Origin of the sequence: Cupriavidus cauae, assembly GCF_026210475.1 — a bacterium.
Classification (GTDB): Bacteria; Pseudomonadota; Gammaproteobacteria; order Burkholderiales; family Burkholderiaceae; genus Cupriavidus; species Cupriavidus cauae.
On the sequence record NZ_CP080293.1, the window covers coordinates 1,072,960 to 1,090,149 of the forward strand.

The window sequence follows — 17,190 nt, forward strand, 5'->3', positions numbered from 1 at the left end:
AGCAATGCCAGATTTCACTTCTTCCGACGCCGCGCCCGGTTCGACGACGGCCTCGTCCTCGGCCTCGTCGACGCAGGCGGTCGCGCCCGGCCCGAGCCGCGGCATTGCGATGGTGACGGGCGGCGCCCGCCGTATCGGCCGCGCGATCGCGCTGGAACTGGCGGCGCGCGGCTGGGATATCGCGGTGCACTGCCATCGCTCGCGCGACGAGGCCGAGGAGGTCGCCGGACAGATCCGCGCGCTCGGCCGCCGCGCCGCGGTGCTGCAGGCAGACTTGGCCGACGAGGCGGCGACCGGCGGGCTGATCGCCGCCTGCACCGCCGCCCTCGGCACGCCGACCTGCCTGGTCAACAACGCCTCGCTGTTCCAGTACGACGTCGCCACCAGCTTTTCCTACGGCTCGCTCGATACGCATATGCGCACCAATGTCGCCGCGCCGCTGCTGCTGTCGCGCGAGTTGCACCGGGCGCTGCCGGACGATGCGCGCGGCGTGGTGATCAACCTGCTGGACCAGAAGCTCGACAACCTGAACCCGGACTTCCTCTCGTACACGCTGTCCAAGGCCGCGCTGCAGACGGCGACGATGCAGCTGGCCCAGGCGCTGGCGCCGCGCCTGCGCGTGGTCGGCGTGGCGCCGGGCATCACGCTGGTGTCGGGCGACCAGTCCGGCGGCGGCTTCAAGCGCGCGCACCGGATGACGCCGCTGGGCCAGTCGTCGACGCCCGACGATATCGCCCAGGCCGTGGCCTATCTCGCCGAGGCCCGTGCGGTCACCGGCACTACGCTGTACGTGGACGGCGGCCAGCACCTGATGCCGCTGGCGCGCGACGTGATGTTCCTGACCGAATGACTTCCCTGGAGCCGCGGCCGCCTGTACCATCGGCGGCCTTTGCCGGTTCCAGATTCCCGATTTCCGGCTCCCTTCTCTCCCCCGTCTCCCCTTTCTCTCCCACGCCGCCATGTCCGCCGCTCTTTCCCATCCCAGCCTGCAAGACTGCCGCCGCATGTTCCTGCGCAACTACGAAGTGCAGATCAACATCGGCGTGCACGAGTTCGAGAAGAAGGGCGAACAGCGCGTGCTGATCAATATCGACCTGTACGTGCCGCTGGCGGAAAGCACGCCGCACGACGACAAGCTGCACGAGGTCGTCGACTACGACTTCATGCGCAATACCGTCGCCGAGCGCATGGCGCTGGGCCACGTCCACCTGCAGGAGACCCTGTGCGACGACGTCGCCCGCGCGATGCTGCGCCACCCCAAGGTGCGCGCGGTGCGGGTGTCGACCGAGAAGCCCGACGTGTATCCGGATTGCGATTCGGTCGGGGTCGAGGTGTTTCATATCAAGAGCTAGGCGGCGATCGGCCCGCCGTCGAGCCGGGCGCCAGGCTTGCCGCCGGGTCGCGCGTCTTCGTGATGCCCCCGGCACTCGATGCAGCCGTCGGGGCGCTCCGCTAAAATACCCGGCTCGATTGCGCCAGAACGGCGCCCCGCCCGTTGCCTTCCCTCCCGCCATGACCGAAACCACCCACTCCAGGAACTTCTACCGCCTCGAGACCTATCTGCAGTCGCAGACCGGCCGCGCGATCGGCGACTTCAAGATGATCGAGGACGGCGATACGGTGCTGGTCTGCCTGTCGGGCGGCAAGGACTCGTACACGATGCTGTCGGTGCTGATGGCGCTGCAGAAGCGTGCGCCGATCGACTTCAAGCTGATCGCGATGAATCTCGATCAGAAGCAGCCGGGCTTCCCCGAGGACGTGCTGCCGCGCTACCTCGACAATATCGGCGTGCAGTACGTGATCGTCGAGGCCGACACCTATTCGATCGTCAAGGAGAAGGTGCCGGAGGGCAAGACCACCTGCTCGCTGTGTTCGCGGCTGCGCCGGGGCGTGATCTACCGCACCGCGAAGGAGCTGGGCGCCAACAAGATCGCGCTGGGCCACCATCGCGACGACATCGTCCAGACCTTCTTCCTGAACATGTTCTTCGGCGGCAAGATGAAGGCGATGCCGCCGAAGCTGGCCACCGACGACGGCCAGCACATCGTGATCCGCCCGCTGGCCTATTGCTCGGAGAAGGACATTGCCGCCTATGCGCGCGCGATGGAATTCCCGATCATCCCCTGCAATCTGTGCGGCTCGCAGGAGAACCTGCAGCGCAAGAAGGTCAAGGAAATGCTGCTCGAGTGGGAGCGGCAGAATCCGGGCCGCATCGACAATATCTTCTCGGCGCTGAAGAACGTGGTGCCGTCGCACCTGGCCGATACCGAGCTGTTCGACTTCAACGGCCTGGCGACCGGGCTGGCCAAGGTCGACGAGGCCTCGCTGTTCGGCGACTCGACCTTCTCGCAGCAGCCGCTGGTGTTCGCCGGCGGCAGCGCCGAGAACCGGATGGAATTCGTCCGTTTCGAGAGGCCGGGGGGGCGGGGCGCGCAGGCCGAGGGCGCGGCGGTGGCCGCCACTGCGGCGGCCGCGTCGGCGGCGGAATAAAGCCTCGGGGACTCGGCACCGGTTCGTTCAGGCTTCGGCGCTCGAGCACCGGTTCGTTCAGCGCGCCTTCGGGCTCCTGCGGGCTCTCTCTGAGCCCGCCTTCCGCTCTCCTTCGGCCCTCCTTCGGCCCTCCTTCGGCTCTCCTTCGGCTTTCCTTCGGCTTTCCTTCGGCTTTCCTTCGGCGCCGCCTCAGTTGGCCGCGCGCGACGGCACCGTGGCCGGCTGCCGCGGCGCCTCGCGCATCAGCGACTGCGTATCCTCGATCCACTTCTGGAAGCGCTCGACCGCGTGGCGCTTCTGCTCCGGCGTGGTCATGTTGGCGATCTGCGCCGCCACCGTCAGTCCGGCCTCGGTATTGGCCTCGTAGCTGACGCGGCGCTCGCGCGTCGGCGGCGCCTGCCACTGGTCGCCGAAGCGCTGCAGCAGCGCGATCACGCGGGCCTTGGGCGGGTGTTCCGCCTGGACCTGCCGGACCAGCGCCATCCAGGCCTGCTGGCGTTTCACCCGTTCGCCGAAGCGCGACTCGGCGTTGTCGACCACCGGGCGGAGCGCGGCGCGGATCGCGTCCTGCTGCTCGCGCGAGAAGCGCCCGTAGATCAGCGTGGCCCACTCCATCACCTTGTCGTAGCGTGCCTCGAGGCGATCGTCGGGGCTGCCGCGCAGGAATTTCCTGCGGTACTTCTCGTTGCCGTCGGCGAACTTGCGCTCCATCCGCTTGATCTGGTCCGGCGTCAGTGTCAACAGCAGATCGGCGACATCCGGGATCGCATGGTCGAAGGCGACGCGGGCCATCCGTTGCGTATCGTCGCGCACGCGCTCCAGCTGGGCCTCGGTCACCGGCCCTTGCACCTCGCTCTTGGCGCGTTGCAGCAAGGCGGCGATCTCGGGCAGCTGCTCGCGCCGATGCCAGGCGAAGAAGCGGGCGATCGCATCCCGGGTCTGCGGCTCCTGGTCGTCGGAGACGTCGACATAGTTGTCGATCCACCAGTAGGCCAGGTGGTCGCCCTGCTGGTAGCCGAGCTTCATCGCATTGCAGGCGGTCAGCAATACCAGCATCCCCGCCGCGATCAGTTCGCGCCACCGCACATTGTGAATTTGCGCAACAGCCGTCAAGCGGCGGATACCCCCCATGCTAGAATCGCCGGACGCGCCAACGGCAGCTCTCCGCCGCCCGCCAGGCAAGGTCTGGCAACGGTTTGCGGACGATGGCGGGGTGCCGGCGACGGCTTCCGCATGGCTCCGTCCATGGCGGGATGAGGCCGATGAACGGCCCACCGTCCGCCAGTTGCGCCAACGCCCGGCTGTCACGTCGGGGCTGGTCGCGCGTCTTTCCGATCCGGATGTCAATTCGGGCGCACTCACTTAGGAACCTCCTCGTGAACATCGTCATTCTCGCCGCCGGCATGGGCAAACGGATGCATTCCGATTTGCCGAAGGTGCTGCATCCGCTGGCCGGCCGGCCGCTGCTTGCTCATGTGATCGATACCGCGCGTACGCTGTCGCCGACGCGGCTGGTGGTGGTCGTGGGCCATGGCGCCGAGCGGGTACAGGCCGCGGTCGCCGCGCCCGATGTCGCCTTCGCGCTGCAGGCCCAACAGCTCGGAACCGGCCATGCGGTGATGCAGGCGCTGCCGCTGCTCGATCCGGCCCAGCCGACGCTGGTGCTGTACGGCGACGTGCCGCTGACCCGGGCCGACACGCTGGCCCGTCTGGTGGAAGCCGCCGGGCAGGACCGCTTCGGCATCCTGACCGTCGAGATGGACGATCCGACCGGCTACGGCCGTATCGTGCGCGACGCCGCCGGCAGCATCGCCCGCATCGTCGAGCAGAAGGACGCCAGCGAAGCCGAGCGCGCGATCCGCGAGATCAATACCGGCATCGTGGTCTGCCCGACCGCGAAGCTGACCGAGTGGCTGTCCACGCTGCGCAACGATAACGCGCAAGGTGAGTACTACCTCACCGATACCGTCGAGCGCGCGGTCGCCGATGGCGTCGAGGTCGTGTCCGCCCAGCCGGGCGCGCTGTGGGAGACGCTGGGCGTCAACAGCAAGGTGCAACTGGCCGAACTCGAGCGCCTGCACCAGCGCAACCAGGCGATGCGCCTGCTGGAGGCCGGCGTGACCGTGCTCGACCCGGCCCGGATCGATATCCGGGGCGAACTGACATGTGGCCGAGACGTCACGATCGACGTGGGATGCGTGTTCGAGGGACGGGTTCACCTGGAAGACGGCGTGCAGATCGGTCCTCACTGTGTGATCCGGGATAGCCGCATCGGTTCCGGGGCACGCGTGCTGGCCTTCTGCCATCTGGAGCAGGCGCAGGTCGGCGCGGACGGCCGGATCGGGCCCTATGCCCGGCTGCGTCCCGGCACCGAACTGGGCGAGGACGTCCATATCGGCAACTTCGTCGAGGTCAAGAACAGCCAGATCGCCGCGCACAGCAAGGCCAACCATCTTGCCTACGTCGGCGACGCCACGGTCGGCTCGCGCGTCAACATCGGCGCCGGCACCATCACCTGCAACTACGACGGCGTCAACAAGCACCGCACGGTGATCGAGGACGACGTCTTCATCGGCTCGGACTCGCAGCTGGTCGCGCCCGTCACGGTACGCCGCGGCGCGACGCTGGGCGCTGGCACCACGCTGACCAAGGAAGCGCCGGCCGACCAGCTGACGCTGTCGCGCGCCAAGCAGACGACCATCCCCGGCTGGCAGCGGCCGGTCAAGCAGCCCAGGCAGGGCACGAAGTAAGATAGGCGCACCGCGCTGGCCGGCGCGCAAGGCCCGGGGCGGGCGGCACAAGCGCCCGCCAGCCAGGACATCGAACAAAGCATCAACGCAGGCGGTCACGAGCCGCGGCACCCAGGGAGAGCAACATGTGTGGCATCGTCGGCGCGGTTTCGACGCGCAATATCGTTCCGGTTCTGATCGAAGGCCTGCGCCGCCTGGAATACCGCGGCTATGACTCGTGCGGCGTGGCAGTGGTCCGCGAGGACACGCTCGAGCGCGCCCGCACCGTGTCGCGGGTGGCGGACCTGGACGAGCAGACGCGCGGCTCCGGCCTGTCCGGCACGATCGGCGTGGCCCACACGCGCTGGGCCACGCACGGCAAGCCCGACACCATCAACGCCCACCCGCACTTCTCGGGCGAAACCATCGCGCTGGTGCACAACGGCATCATCGAGAACTACGAGCCGCTGCGCGACGAATTGCGCGCCGCCGGCTACGGCTTCGATTCGCAGACCGATACCGAAGTGGTCGCCCATCTGGTGCACCAGGCCTACACCTATCCGAGCAGCGCCACGCGCGGCGACCTGTTCGCCTCGGTGCGGGCGATCACCAAGCGCCTGCACGGCGCCTATGCGATCGCCGTGGTCGCCAAGGACCAGCCCGACTGCGTGGTCGGCGCGCGCGCCGGCTCGCCGCTGGTCGCGGCGCTCGGCGAAGGCGAGGCCTTCCTCGCCTCCGACGCGCTGGCCGTCGCCGGCACCGCCAACCGCGTGATCTATCTGGAAGAGGGCGACGTGGTCGAGGTGCGCCGCGACGCGATCACGATCCACGACGTCAACGACGAGCCGGTCGAGCGCGAAGTGCGCGTGGTCGAAGCCCATGCGGCGGCCGTCGATCTCGGCCCGTACCGGCATTTCATGCAGAAGGAAATCTTCGAGCAGCCGCGCGCGCTGGCCGACACGCTCGAGGGCATCGAAAGCATCGAGCCGAGCCAGTTCGGCGAACGCGCCGCGCAGGTGTTCGCCAATATCGACAGCGTGCTGATCCTGGCCTGCGGCACCAGCTACTACTCGGGCTGCACCGCCAAGTACTGGCTCGAAGCGATCGCCCGCATCCCGACCCAGGTCGAGGTCGCGAGCGAATACCGCTACCGCGAAACGGTACCCAATCCGCGCCAGCTGGTGGTCGTGATCTCGCAATCGGGCGAGACCGCCGACACGCTGGCCGCGCTGCGCCATGCCAAGGGCCTGGGCCACGAGCACACGCTGTGCATCTGCAACGTCGCCAGCAGCGCGATGGTCCGCGAAACCGAGCTGCGCTTCATCACGCGCGCGGGCACCGAGATCGGCGTCGCCTCGACCAAGGCCTTCACCACGCAGCTGGCCGCGCTGTACATGCTGACGCTGGCGCTGGCCAAGCTGCGCGGCACGCTGTCGGAGGAAAGCCAGGCCAGGGCGCTGGCGAACCTGCGCCACCTGCCGGCCGCGCTGCACGGCGTGCTGGCGCTGGAGCCGCAGATCATCGCCTGGTCGGAGGACTTCGCCCGCCGCGAGAACGCGCTGTTCCTCGGCCGCGGCCTGCACTATCCGATCGCGCTGGAAGGCGCGCTGAAGCTGAAGGAAATCTCGTACATCCACGCCGAGGCCTATCCGGCCGGCGAGCTCAAGCACGGGCCGCTGGCGCTGGTGACCGAGGCGATGCCGGTGGTCACGGTGGCGCCGAACGACGCGCTGCTGGAAAAGCTGAAGTCGAACATCCAGGAAGTGCGTGCCCGCGGCGGCCGGCTTTATGTGTTCGCCGACGCGGACACGCACATCACGTCGACCGACGGCATCCAGGTGATCCGCCTGCCCGAGCACTACGGCGACCTGTCGCCGATCCTGCATGTGGTGCCGCTGCAATTGCTGGCGTATCACACCGCATGTGCACGCGGTACCGACGTCGACAAGCCGCGCAATCTGGCGAAGTCGGTGACGGTGGAATAAGGAAATCGGCAAGGCGTTGCCCTCAGCAAAAAGGGCGCTGCGGCACCGGCCGCAGCGCCCTTTTTCATTTGCCCGTCAGCTGGTCCGCGGCGGTCAGCACTCGGTCAGTCCTCGGTCAGTCCTCGGTCAGTCCTCGGTCAGTCCTCGGTCAGTCCTCGGTCAGTCCTCGGTCAGTCCTCGGTCAGTCCTCGGCCCATCATCCATCCGCTTCGGAAACCGCAACGCAAACCGCGTCTTCCCCCGCTCGGACCGCACCGCGATATCCCCGCCGTGCGCCAGCATGATGGCCTTGGTGATCGACAGTCCCAATCCCACGCTGTCCGATTCCGGCCTCGTGCGCGACTTGTCCCCACGCGAGAAGCGGTCGAAGATCGAGGGCAGCAGGCTCGGGTCGATCCCGGCGCCGTCGTTCTCCACCGCGACCTCGACGTGTTGGCCGACACTGGCCACGTCGACGACGATCGTGCCGCCCGGCGGCGTATAGCGCAGCGCATTCGAAATCAGATTGCTCAGCGCCCGCCGCAGCATCAGCCGGTCGCCCTGGATGCGGCCGTCGCCCCGCAGATCCAGTCGCACCGCCTTGTCCTCGGCCAGCGCCTCGTAGAAGTCGAACAGCGCGCGCACCTCGTCGGCGATGCGGATCGCCTCGGTGTTCGGCAGATCGAGCCCGTGTTCCATCTTGGCCAGGTACAGCATGTCGGACACCATGCGGGCGAGGCGCTGCAGTTCCTCGGCGTTCGACGCCAGGATGTCGCGGTAATTGCCGGCATCGCGTGGCTGCGACAGCGCGACCTGGGTCTGCGTCATCAGGTTGGTGATCGGCGTGCGCAGCTCGTGCGCCAGGTCGGACGAGAATTCGGACAGCCGGCGGAAATCGTCCTGCAGCCGCGCCAGCATCGCGTTCAGGTTCGCCGCCAGGTCCGCCATTTCGACCGGCACCGCTTCGACGGGCATCCGCTCGTACAGCTTGCTGCCCGTCACGGTCTGCGCGCGCGAGGCCATCGTGCGCAGCGGCGACAGCCCGCGGCGCGCCGCCCACCAGCCGAGCACGCCGCTGGCCAGCGCGGCCAGCGCGATATAGAACACCAGCGACTGGCGGAACGCGTGAATGAAGTGATCGTGGATCTCTGTGTCCATGCCGACCAGCATGCGCAGCGGCTCTCCCGTGCCCGGATCGCGCACCGTGCGGACCATGCCGCGATACAGCTGGCCGTTCTGCCGCCATTCGAGCCCATTGCCCTGCGAGCCGTCCGCGCCATCGGCACCGTCCGCAGCGTTCGCACCGGCCGCGCCGTCCGCATCGAGGCGCGCCCCCGCATCCGTCCGCGCCGCCGCCTCGAGCGCCGCGCCGAAATCGAAGCCGGGGCTCGCAAACAGCGGCTCGCCTCGCTTGCCTTGCACATGGATCAGCAGGCCGCCGTGGTGCTTCTGCGCGTCGGCCAGCCGCGCCGCGATGCCGTCGGACGGGCCCGTCGCCACGATCCGTTCGACCATCCGCAGATTGTCTCCGAGCAGCGCGTAGTCCTGATCGGCGAAGTGCCGGTCCATCGCCCAGAAGATCAGCCACCCCAGGCCCAGCAGCACGCAGGCGGAGGTCAGCGAGAACAACGCGGTCAGCCGGGCCGTCAGCGAGAGGCGCGGCATCAGTCGCCGTCCTCCGGGTTCTCGAGCACGTAGCCCATGCCGCGCACCGTCTGGATCAGCTTGATGTCGAAGTCGTCGTCGATCTTGGCGCGCAGCCGGCGGATGGCGACGTCGATCACATTGCTGTCGCTGTCGAAGTTCATGTCCCAGACCTGCGAGGCGATCAGCGAGCGCGGCAGCACCTCGCCCCGCCGGCGCGCCAGCAGTTCGAGCAGCGAGAATTCCTTGTTGGTCAGCACGATGCGGCGGCCGGCGCGGGTGGCGCGGCGGCGGGCCAGGTCGAGCACCAGGTCGGCGATCTGGATGCGGTCCAGCGCCATCTGCGTGGCGCCGCGGCGCAGCAGCGTGCGGACGCGCGCCAGCAGCTCGGCAAAGGCAAAGGGTTTGACCAGATAGTCGTCGGCGCCGAGCTCCAGGCCCTTGACGCGATCGGCCACGCTGTCGCGCGCCGTCAGGAACAGCACCGGGACCCGGTTGTCGGCGGCCCGCAGCGTCTGCACGATGCGCCAGCCGTCGACGTCGGGCAGCATCACGTCGAGCACGATCAGGTCGTACGGCTCGGTCATGGCCAGATGCTGGCCATCCAGGCCGTTGGCGGCGAGGTCCACCACGAACCCCGCCTCGGTCAGCCCCTGCCGCAGGTATTCCCCGGTCTTGGCCTCGTCTTCGACTACCAGCAATTTCATCGGCGCTTCCTGCTTGCTACTCTCTGCTTCCCGCTTCCCGCTTCCCGCTTCCCGCTTCCCGCTTCCCGCTTCCTGTGCCGCGCGTCGGGCTTCGGCTTCCTGTTTTCCGCGCCCCGCTGTGGGCTGTGCCCTGCGCGCGCCGCCGGCCATCGGCGCCTGGCGCAACCGTCGCGATAGTGTAGGGCGAGGCGGCCCAACATGACGCCAACATTACCGGAATGTAATGTCGGGGTAATTGGTTGGTTACTGCCCGGTCCTTATCCTGCCGAGGCCATTTGCGATTGACGATCACCGATTGAAGCGTCTCCGACGCCGATCGTACGATCGGCGACGCGGGTGGTCGACGCCGATCACAGACGCCGAGTTCGGGCGCCGATCGACAATCGTCGACAGACCACAGGACCGTCTCCATGCCCCGCATTGCCCCAACCACCCTGGCCCTGCCGCCTCATCTGTCCCGCCGGCGCTTCGTGCAAGGGCTGGTCGCGGGCGGCGTGCTCGGCGCACTGTCCGGCGTGCCCGGCGCGGCATGGGCGCAGCACGCGGACCGCCCGCGGCGGGCGGGCAGCGGCAGCGCGCCGGTGCTGACCGGCACCGAGTTCGACCTGTTCATCGAAGAGGCGGTCGTCAACTTCACCGGCAAGCCCGCCATCGCCCACACCATCAACGGCATGCTGCCGGGCCCGACGCTGCGCTGGCGCAAGGGCGATACGGTGACCATCCGCGTGACCAACCGCCTGCGCGAGCCGACCTCGATTCACTGGCACGGCATCATCCTGCCGTTCGAGATGGACGGCGTGCCCGGCATCAGCTTCCCCGGCATCGCGCCGGGCGAGACCTTCACCTACCGCTTCAAGGTCGTGCAGAGCGGCAGCTACTGGTACCACTCGCACTCGGGCTTCCAGGAGATGACCGGCGTCTACGGCGGCCTGATCATCGACGGCGACGACGATCCGATCCGCGCGGACCGCGACCATACCGTGCTGCTGTCCGACTGGACCGACGAGGACGGCATGCGCGTGCTGTCCAAGCTCAAGACCCAGAGCGACTACTACAACTACAACCAGCCCACCGTCGTCGACTTCTTCCGCGATGTCGCCAACGACGGCATCAAGGCCGCCGTCGACAAGCGCCGCATGTGGAACCAGATGCGGATGAGCCCCACCGATCTGGCCGACCTGTCCGCGCATACGCTGACCTATCTGACCAATGGCGTGACGCCGGCCGGCAACTGGACGGGCCTGTTCAAGCCGGGCGACAAGGTTCGGCTGCGCTTCATCAATGGCAGCGGCAATACCTTCTATGACGTGCGCATTCCGGGGCTGAAGCTCAAGGTCGTGCAGGTCGACGGCCAGAACATCGAGCCGGTGACGGTCGACGAATTCCGCTTCGGTCCCGGCGAGACCTGCGATGTCCTGGTCGAGCCGCGCGACGAGGCCTACACGATCTTCTCGCAGTCGATGGACCGCACCGGCTACGCGCGCGGCACGCTGGCGACGCGCGAGGGGCTGCAGGCCGCCGTGCCCGCGCTGGACAAGGCCCAGTGGCTGACCATGACGGACATGATGGGCGACATGGGGGCGATGGGTGGGATGGCTGGGATGAGCCATGGCGGCGGGCACAACCACGGCGCCATGCATGGCACGCACGGGACGAACAGCGAGCGCGGCATGCACAGCACGCATGGCGCGCATGGTACGCACGGCACGCATGGCATGTACAGCATGCACGACACGCACGGGGCGCACGGCATGCACCACGGCGGCATGGCGATGGACCACGGCCAGCACGCCATGCCGACGGCGCCGGCAAACGGCTCGCTGAAGATCCCCAGCAGGACCGCCCGCCACGCGCGCACCGAATACGGCCCGAGCACCGATATGCGGGTCGACATGGCACGGACCAACCTCGACGACCCCGGCATCGGGCTGCGCAACAACGGACGCCGCGTGCTGACGCTGGCCGACATGCGCACGGTCGGCGGTCCGATGGACCCGCGCGGGCCGAACAGGGAAGTGGAACTGCACCTGACCGGCAATATGGAGCGCTACACCTGGTCCTTCGACGGCCTGGAGTTCGGCAAGTCCACGCCGGTCCATTTCCGCCACGGCGAGCGGCTGCGCGTGATCCTGCATAACGACACGATGATGACCCACCCGATGCATCTGCACGGCATGTGGAGCGAGCTGGAGGCGCCGGACGGCTCCTTCCAGGCGCGGCGGCACACGATTCCGGTGCAGCCGGCCCAGCGCATCAGCTTCCTCGTCACGGCCGATGCGCTCGGCCGCTGGGCCTGGCATTGCCATCTGATGATGCATATGGACGCAGGCATGTTCCGCGAAGTGCTGGTGGCCTGACTGGCCCGATGTTCCATCCAAATTCCAAGACGCACGGGGCCCGAGCCATGCCATCGAACATACTTCTTGCCATCCTGCTGGCAGCCGCCGGCATCGGGGCTGCTTGGGGGCAGCAGCCGCACCAGCACGATCACGGTGACCACCAGCAGCATCAGCAGCACCAGCAGCACCCGCAGCACCAGCAGCACCCGCAGCACCAGCAGCACCCGCAGCACCCGCAGCACCAGGAGCATCAGCAAGACCAGCAGCACCGACAGGACCAGCAGCACCAGGAGCATCAGCAAGACCAGCAGCACCGGGAGCATCAGCAACACCAGGAGCATCAGCAGCATCAGCACGGCAGCGCCGCGAAGCCGGCAATGGACCACGGCGACATGAAGATGCAGGGCGGCAGCGCGCCGCCCGATGCCCGCGATCCGCACGCCTATTCCGGCGGCCATCGCCTCGGCGTCGGGCAGTACGCGCTCGGTCCCCATCGGCAGCTGCATATGGCCGACGAGCACCTGTTCGGCTCGGTGCTGGTGGACCGCCTCGAATGGGCGCGCGGCAGCGACACCAACGCGGCCGCCTACGAGGCGCAGGCCTGGTTCGGCGGCACCTATGACCGGCTGGTCATCAAGGCCGAGGGCGAGGTCGAGCGCGGCAAGGTCCACGAGGCCCGCACCGAACTGCTGTGGGGCCACGCCATCGCCAGCTATTGGGACACGCAGCTCGGCATCCGCAACGACGCCGGCCACGGTCGCCCCGCACGCAACTGGCTCGCATTCGGCGTGCAGGGGCTGGCGCCCTACTGGTTCGAGCTCGACGCCACCGGCTACCTCGGCACCGAAGGGCGGACGGCGCTGCGGCTGTCCGCCGAGTACGAGCTGCTGGTCACGCAGCGCCTGATCCTGCAGCCGCGCGTCGAGGCCAATTTCTACGGCAAGAACGACCGCGAGGTCGGTGTCGGCAGCGGCCTGTCCAACGGCGCGGTCGGCGTGCGGCTACGCTACGAGTTCAGCCGCCAGTTCGCGCCGTACATCGGCGTCGAGCGCTACCAGACGTTCGGCAATACCGCCGACATGGTGCGCGCCTCCGGCGGCCGCAGCGGCGAGACGCGCTTTGTCGCCGGCGTGCGCGTCTGGTTCTGAGCCGCCCGCCGACAACGGTCCGCGGCCTGCTGCGCGGCCCCCAGAGGTCCGCCGAACAGGTCCGGTAGAGGTTCCGTTTGCAGCATTGACAATACCTCGTGCAGATTCTGCGACATCGACTGCCTTACCGAAGCGGATGACGCCTACGCTGCGCACGATAGGTCTCCCCACGCCGGTATCACGCCCGATCGGCGCGCTGGCACGCTCGATGCATCGGTTCGAGTCCGGACGTCTTGTCCGCACATCCGGAGACCATCATGACTCAGCAACAGCAAGGCCAAGGCCAGAAGAGCGGCAGCAAGCAGCAGCAACAACAGCAGCAAAGCAAGGGCGGCCAGCAGCAGCAAGGCGGCCAACAGCGCGAGCGCAAGCAGCAGCAACAGAAGTAAGGCAGTGCGGGAGGATGCGGCGGCGAATGCCCGGAGGGGCTTCGCCGCCTGCTTTTTTTTGCGGGCGGCAAGAAGAAACCTGCCGTCGCCGCTAGCCTTTCGCCCCCAGCTGCTCCGCCAGGAACGCCTTCATCGCGGCCCAGGAGCGCCTGTCGGCCCGCGGGTCATGGACGATGCCGCGCTCGGGGAAATTCGCGCCGGCGAAGGTGAAGGCGTGGCGGGCGTGGCCGTAGGCGTGCAACTGCCAGTCCGCTCCCGCGTCGGTCAGTTCCCTGGCAATGGCCAGCACATCGGCCGGCGGCGCGACCGGGTCTTCCCAGCCGTGCAGCAGCAGGACGCTCGCGGAGATTGGCCGCTGCGCGCCGATCCGTGGCGGCTGCAGAACGCCGTGGATGCTGATGGCGGCGACCAGGTTCGGCGGCGCCGCGCGTGCCAGGTCCAGCGCGCACAAGCCGCCGAAGCAGTAGCCGACCGCGGCGATGCGGCGCGGGTCGACGCCGGGAAGCGCCGTGGCGGCATCGAGTCCCGCCAGCAGCCGCCGCTGCAACAGGGCACGGTCGGCCAGCATCGGATTCATCAGATGCGAGTTGTCGCCCATCGGGTCGCCGCGCACGCCCTTGCCATAGACGTCGGCGGCGAAGCAGACGTAGCCCAATGCGGCGAGCCGGTCGGCGCTGCGCTTGATGGGCTCGCTCAGGCCGCTCCACTCGTGGGCCAGCAGCACGCATGGCGCGGATGGCCCGAGGCCGGCGGGCCGGGCGACGTAACCCTCGAAGGTTGTCGCGCCGTCGGTGTAGTCGACGAGCGTTCGTTCCAGCGCAATCTCTTCAACGTCCATACGTACCTCCTGTCGAGTGCCGCAGGATGCCGCGGCGCGGACGCGCCGTATTGAACGTTTGGGACCGTTTTGAACCGCCTGGACCGCCTGGGACGACTCGGGACTTGGGACTTGGGACTTGGGACTTGGGACTTGGGACTTGGGACGGCCGGAGACGGCTTGGGACGGCTTGGGACGGCTGGGGACGGATTGGGACGGATTGGGACGGATTGGGACGGATTGGGACGGATTGGGACGGCTTGGGGCGGCTTGGGGCGGCTTGGGGCGGCTTGGGACGGCTAGGGACAGCTTGGGACCGTTCGCGACGCTTCGACCCCGCCCCGTCAGAGATAGAAGGCCGGGCCCTGTCCCGGTTGCCGGCCGAAGTATTCGGCCAGTGGCGAAGGCCCGCCGCGGGCGTAGCCGCCCGGCGTCTGGGCCAGACGCCGCCGCCAGTTGCGGATCTGGTGCGCCTGGTCGCTGTAGCCGGACAGCGCGTCCCCATCGCCGCGTTGCACCGCCTGGATACTCGACTGCAGCCGTTCCAGGTCCATCAGCTGCTTGGGGCTGACGCCGAGATGCCGCTCGAACCATCGATGCAGTTGGCGCCGATTGACGGCGGTCAGCCGGGCGATGTCCTGCACCTGCTGGCCCTGGCGCAACAGCGCGTGGGCCGCGGCGAGCGTCGGCAGCTCGATCGGCGCGCGGGTGGCGTCGAGGCGCCGCAGCAGCCAGGCGTCCAGCTGGCCGGCGATCCGGCGCGGCGCCCAGGCGGCGCTCAGGTCGGCCGCGAGCGAGCAGGCCGCTCCATCGCCCAGATAGGCGGCGAGGTCCATCAGGCGATCCTTGCAGTCCGCGCCAATGCCGGGGAACAGCCGCGCCAGCCCGATGCCGCTGAGCATCGCCATGACGAAATATGTGTCCGACCACGAGCGCCAGCGGCGGCTGCTCGACTGGAAGCCCAGCAGCGAGACCCTCGGGACCGTCGGGCCGCCCTCCATCGCATTGGGACGGCCGAAGTTGACCGACAGCACCGCGCCCGGGTAAGGGCAAGTCTCGATCGGCTGCCCTTCGTACACGCCCTCCAGGTCCTGGACGAACCAGTAGCCGTTGACGTAGGGCGCCAACGCGGGGCAAGGGGCGATCACCTGGAACATGGCGGCGTGGTCGGGAAGGCGGTACGCAGGCGGAGGACAGGCGACGAGTGATGGCTCGCGCAAGCGATGACGCCGAACATACCAGAAGCCGGGCTCGGGGCGTTGCCCACGACAGGGCCACGGACTGCTTCCGGCAGCCGCACGACCCATTCGCGTCGTCACACCCAATCGCGTCGTCGCGCCCGATCACGTCGTCACACCCAATCGCGTCGTCGCGCCCAATCACGTCGTCACACCCAATCGCGTCGTCGCGCCCAATCACGTCGTCACACCCGATCGCGTCGTCGCGCCCAAACGCGTGGTCGCACGCAATCGCGTCGTCGCGCCCAAACGCGTGGTCGCACGCCATCGTGTCGTTACGCCTCGATCGCGCGCCACGCTCCTATCGCGTCTCGACGTACCGACTGCGTCGTCACGCCTCTATCGCGTGATCACGCCCCCACCGCGTCGCCACGCCCCTACCGCGTCGCGACGCTGGTGCCGTGCAAATACGGCAGGATCACGGCCTTCCAGCGCGCATAGCCCTCGCCGTTCAGATGCACGCCGTCATAGGTATAGGCGCGATCCAGGTTGCCGTCCCGGTCCGCCAGCGCGCGGGCGACATCGATCCATTCGACCCGATCGTCGCTGGCCGCCAGCCCGGCCAGCAGCGCATTGAACTGCGCGACGCGGCCATTGTCGCGGCCGGTGTCGCGTACCTCGCGATTGACCGGCAGCGTGCTCTGCAGATAGATCCGCGTGCCGGGCGACACGCGCCTGACCGTGTCGACGATCTGCCGATAGCGGTCGAACACCTCGCGCTCGTCGAACGCGCCGAGATCGTTGATGCCCGCCATCAGGAACAGCTTGGACGGCCGCGTCTTTGCCACCGACTCGATGCGATCGAGGATGCGTGCCGTCGAATCGCCGCCGATGCCGCGATTGACCACATCGTGGTGGCCGAGAAACTCGCCCCATTCCCCGGCTTCGGTGATCGAGTCGCCGACGAAGACGATCTTGCCGGCGGGCAGCGCGGCATCGAGCGAGCGCAGATGCTGCAGCCGTCCGGCGCTGTAGCCGGAGCCGTCGTCGCGGTGCTTGAGCTTGAAGGCGAGATAGCCGATGCCGCCGAGGCGGTGGATCGCCATCACGGTGGCGCTGACGAACGCCAGGTTCAGCAGCAGCGACGCCACCAACAGCAGTCTGATCGGACGCATGGCCGACTCTCCCGATGAGCGGAGGCTGGGCGGCCGATCTCCCTTCGGCACCGGGCGGCCGCGGCCATGGAAAGCTCCGCGAAAGCCGATCTTCGGACGGCCCATGGGCTCTCGTCCGTGCGACAGCAAACGCATCTCATTTCAAAGGCGGGTTACGTTGGCACGCCAAGACGCCTGAAGTGCACATCGATATACATCTAATTCATATAGATGAGTTGGTTGACCTTTATGATTTGACCACCTATGATCCGATGCACGCACCAACCCACAGAGGAGACACAACGATGATTCACGTCGTATTGCACGACGCCAAGGACACGGTGGCCGTGGCCGTGGTGGAAGGGATCGAGGCGGGCACCGAGCTGAACGCCTGGATCATGGACGAGGACCGCACCATCACGGTGACCGCGCGCCAGCCGATTCCGATCGGCCACAAGGTGGCGCTGCGCGACATGGCGCCGAACGACACGGTCTACAAGTACGGCGTCGACATCGGCAAGGTGGTCGCGCCGATCAAGGCCGGCGAGCACGCTCACGTGCACAACATCAAGACCAAGCGCTGGTAAGCGGCGCCGTCCGGCAGTCCGTGAGGAAAAGCCTTTCGGTCCAG

15 protein-coding genes are annotated in these 17,190 nt (G+C 68.0%); 9 read left to right on the forward strand and 6 right to left on the reverse strand.

Annotated features, from left to right (window positions below):
- Positions 1 to 4: 4 nt before the first annotated feature.
- From KZ686_RS04840 to ttcA, 3 genes are all read left to right on the forward strand, one after another.
- Positions 5 to 850 (forward strand): SDR family oxidoreductase, encoded by an 846-nt coding sequence (locus KZ686_RS04840; RefSeq protein WP_265633127.1) that lies wholly within the window; start codon positions 5 to 7, stop codon positions 848 to 850.
- A gap of 109 nt (positions 851 to 959) precedes the next feature.
- Positions 960 to 1,352 carry a dihydroneopterin aldolase gene (locus tag KZ686_RS04845; protein ID WP_006575896.1) on the forward strand — a complete coding sequence of 131 codons (393 nt, stop codon included), beginning with the start codon at positions 960 to 962 and terminating at the stop codon, positions 1,350 to 1,352.
- Between the two features lie 160 nt (positions 1,353 to 1,512).
- The gene (gene ttcA / locus KZ686_RS04850; RefSeq protein ID WP_265633128.1) at positions 1,513 to 2,490 is read left to right on the forward strand and encodes a tRNA 2-thiocytidine(32) synthetase TtcA; all 978 of its coding nucleotides are present in this window, start codon (positions 1,513 to 1,515) and stop codon (positions 2,488 to 2,490) included.
- Between the two features lie 189 nt (positions 2,491 to 2,679).
- Here ttcA and KZ686_RS04855 read toward each other — a convergent pair whose 3' ends face one another.
- Positions 2,680 to 3,576: a DUF6279 family lipoprotein gene (locus tag KZ686_RS04855; protein ID WP_265633129.1), complete on the reverse strand. Its 897-nt coding sequence runs from the start codon at positions 3,574 to 3,576 to the stop codon at positions 2,680 to 2,682.
- A 290-nt stretch (positions 3,577 to 3,866) separates the two neighbouring features.
- On the opposite strand from KZ686_RS04855, the gene glmU reads away from it, so the two are divergent.
- Positions 3,867 to 5,240, forward strand: coding sequence for a bifunctional UDP-N-acetylglucosamine diphosphorylase/glucosamine-1-phosphate N-acetyltransferase GlmU (gene glmU / locus KZ686_RS04860; RefSeq protein WP_149317214.1), 1,374 nt, complete (start codon positions 3,867 to 3,869; stop codon positions 5,238 to 5,240).
- 125 nt (positions 5,241 to 5,365) lie between these two features.
- Positions 5,366 to 7,204: a glutamine--fructose-6-phosphate transaminase (isomerizing) gene (glmS, locus tag KZ686_RS04865; RefSeq protein WP_149317213.1), complete on the forward strand. Its 1,839-nt coding sequence runs from the start codon at positions 5,366 to 5,368 to the stop codon at positions 7,202 to 7,204.
- 159 nt (positions 7,205 to 7,363) lie between these two features.
- Here glmS and KZ686_RS04870 read toward each other — a convergent pair whose 3' ends face one another.
- Both KZ686_RS04870 and KZ686_RS04875 read right to left on the reverse strand, forming a co-directional pair.
- Positions 7,364 to 8,848, reverse strand: a complete 1,485-nt coding sequence (locus tag KZ686_RS04870) for a heavy metal sensor histidine kinase (protein WP_265633130.1) — start codon at positions 8,846 to 8,848, stop codon at positions 7,364 to 7,366.
- Positions 8,848 to 9,534: a heavy metal response regulator transcription factor gene (locus tag KZ686_RS04875; protein WP_265633131.1), complete on the reverse strand. Its 687-nt coding sequence runs from the start codon at positions 9,532 to 9,534 to the stop codon at positions 8,848 to 8,850. Before KZ686_RS04875 ends, KZ686_RS04870 begins: the two co-directional genes overlap by 1 nt.
- Before the next feature lie 410 nt (positions 9,535 to 9,944).
- On the opposite strand from KZ686_RS04875, the gene KZ686_RS04880 reads away from it, so the two are divergent.
- The 3 genes from KZ686_RS04880 (at position 9,945) to KZ686_RS04890 (ending at position 13,410) form a co-directional block, all read left to right on the forward strand.
- Positions 9,945 to 11,891 carry a copper resistance system multicopper oxidase gene (locus tag KZ686_RS04880; RefSeq protein WP_265633132.1) on the forward strand — a complete coding sequence of 649 codons (1,947 nt, stop codon included), beginning with the start codon at positions 9,945 to 9,947 and terminating at the stop codon, positions 11,889 to 11,891.
- A gap of 47 nt (positions 11,892 to 11,938) precedes the next feature.
- On the forward strand, positions 11,939 to 13,021 hold the full coding sequence (locus KZ686_RS04885; protein WP_265633133.1) for a copper resistance protein B: 1,083 nt from the start codon (positions 11,939 to 11,941) through the stop codon (positions 13,019 to 13,021).
- A gap of 257 nt (positions 13,022 to 13,278) precedes the next feature.
- Complete coding sequence (locus KZ686_RS04890) at positions 13,279 to 13,410, forward strand: hypothetical protein (RefSeq protein ID WP_255650794.1); 132 nt, start codon at positions 13,279 to 13,281, stop codon at positions 13,408 to 13,410.
- Between the two features lie 91 nt (positions 13,411 to 13,501).
- On the opposite strand, the gene KZ686_RS04895 is transcribed toward KZ686_RS04890, so the two are convergent.
- The 3 genes from KZ686_RS04895 to KZ686_RS04905 form a co-directional block, all read right to left on the reverse strand.
- Entirely contained in the window at positions 13,502 to 14,248 is a 747-nt protein-coding gene (locus KZ686_RS04895) for a dienelactone hydrolase family protein (protein ID WP_265633134.1), read from the reverse strand.
- A 323-nt stretch (positions 14,249 to 14,571) separates the two neighbouring features.
- Positions 14,572 to 15,384, reverse strand: coding sequence for a helix-turn-helix domain-containing protein (locus KZ686_RS04900; protein WP_265633135.1), 813 nt, complete (start codon positions 15,382 to 15,384; stop codon positions 14,572 to 14,574).
- A gap of 458 nt (positions 15,385 to 15,842) precedes the next feature.
- Positions 15,843 to 16,580, reverse strand: coding sequence for a GDSL-type esterase/lipase family protein (locus tag KZ686_RS04905; RefSeq protein ID WP_187829128.1), 738 nt, complete (start codon positions 16,578 to 16,580; stop codon positions 15,843 to 15,845).
- 284 nt (positions 16,581 to 16,864) lie between these two features.
- Between KZ686_RS04905 and KZ686_RS04910 the strand changes: the two genes are divergently transcribed.
- A complete protein-coding gene (locus KZ686_RS04910; protein ID WP_006575911.1) occupies positions 16,865 to 17,146 on the forward strand; it encodes a UxaA family hydrolase in 282 nt (93 codons plus the stop codon).
- Positions 17,147 to 17,190: the final 44 nt, after the last annotated feature.

Coding starts and splice junctions, on each gene's coding strand:
- KZ686_RS04910 (WP_006575911.1), top strand. CDS start 16,865: ATGATTCACGTCGTATTGCACGACGCCAAGGACACGGTGGCCGTGGCC.
- glmS (WP_149317213.1), top strand. CDS start 5,366: ATGTGTGGCATCGTCGGCGCGGTTTCGACGCGCAATATCGTTCCGGTT.
- KZ686_RS04900 (WP_265633135.1), bottom strand. CDS start 15,384: ATGTTCCAGGTGATCGCCCCTTGCCCCGCGTTGGCGCCCTACGTCAAC.
- KZ686_RS04905 (WP_187829128.1), bottom strand. CDS start 16,580: ATGCGTCCGATCAGACTGCTGTTGGTGGCGTCGCTGCTGCTGAACCTG.
- ttcA (WP_265633128.1), top strand. CDS start 1,513: ATGACCGAAACCACCCACTCCAGGAACTTCTACCGCCTCGAGACCTAT.
- KZ686_RS04885 (WP_265633133.1), top strand. CDS start 11,939: ATGCCATCGAACATACTTCTTGCCATCCTGCTGGCAGCCGCCGGCATC.
- KZ686_RS04840 (WP_265633127.1), top strand. CDS start 5: ATGCCAGATTTCACTTCTTCCGACGCCGCGCCCGGTTCGACGACGGCC.
- KZ686_RS04880 (WP_265633132.1), top strand. CDS start 9,945: ATGCCCCGCATTGCCCCAACCACCCTGGCCCTGCCGCCTCATCTGTCC.
- KZ686_RS04895 (WP_265633134.1), bottom strand. CDS start 14,248: ATGGACGTTGAAGAGATTGCGCTGGAACGAACGCTCGTCGACTACACC.
- KZ686_RS04870 (WP_265633130.1), bottom strand. CDS start 8,848: ATGCCGCGCCTCTCGCTGACGGCCCGGCTGACCGCGTTGTTCTCGCTG.
- KZ686_RS04875 (WP_265633131.1), bottom strand. CDS start 9,534: ATGAAATTGCTGGTAGTCGAAGACGAGGCCAAGACCGGGGAATACCTG.
- KZ686_RS04845 (WP_006575896.1), top strand. CDS start 960: ATGTCCGCCGCTCTTTCCCATCCCAGCCTGCAAGACTGCCGCCGCATG.
- KZ686_RS04890 (WP_255650794.1), top strand. CDS start 13,279: ATGACTCAGCAACAGCAAGGCCAAGGCCAGAAGAGCGGCAGCAAGCAG.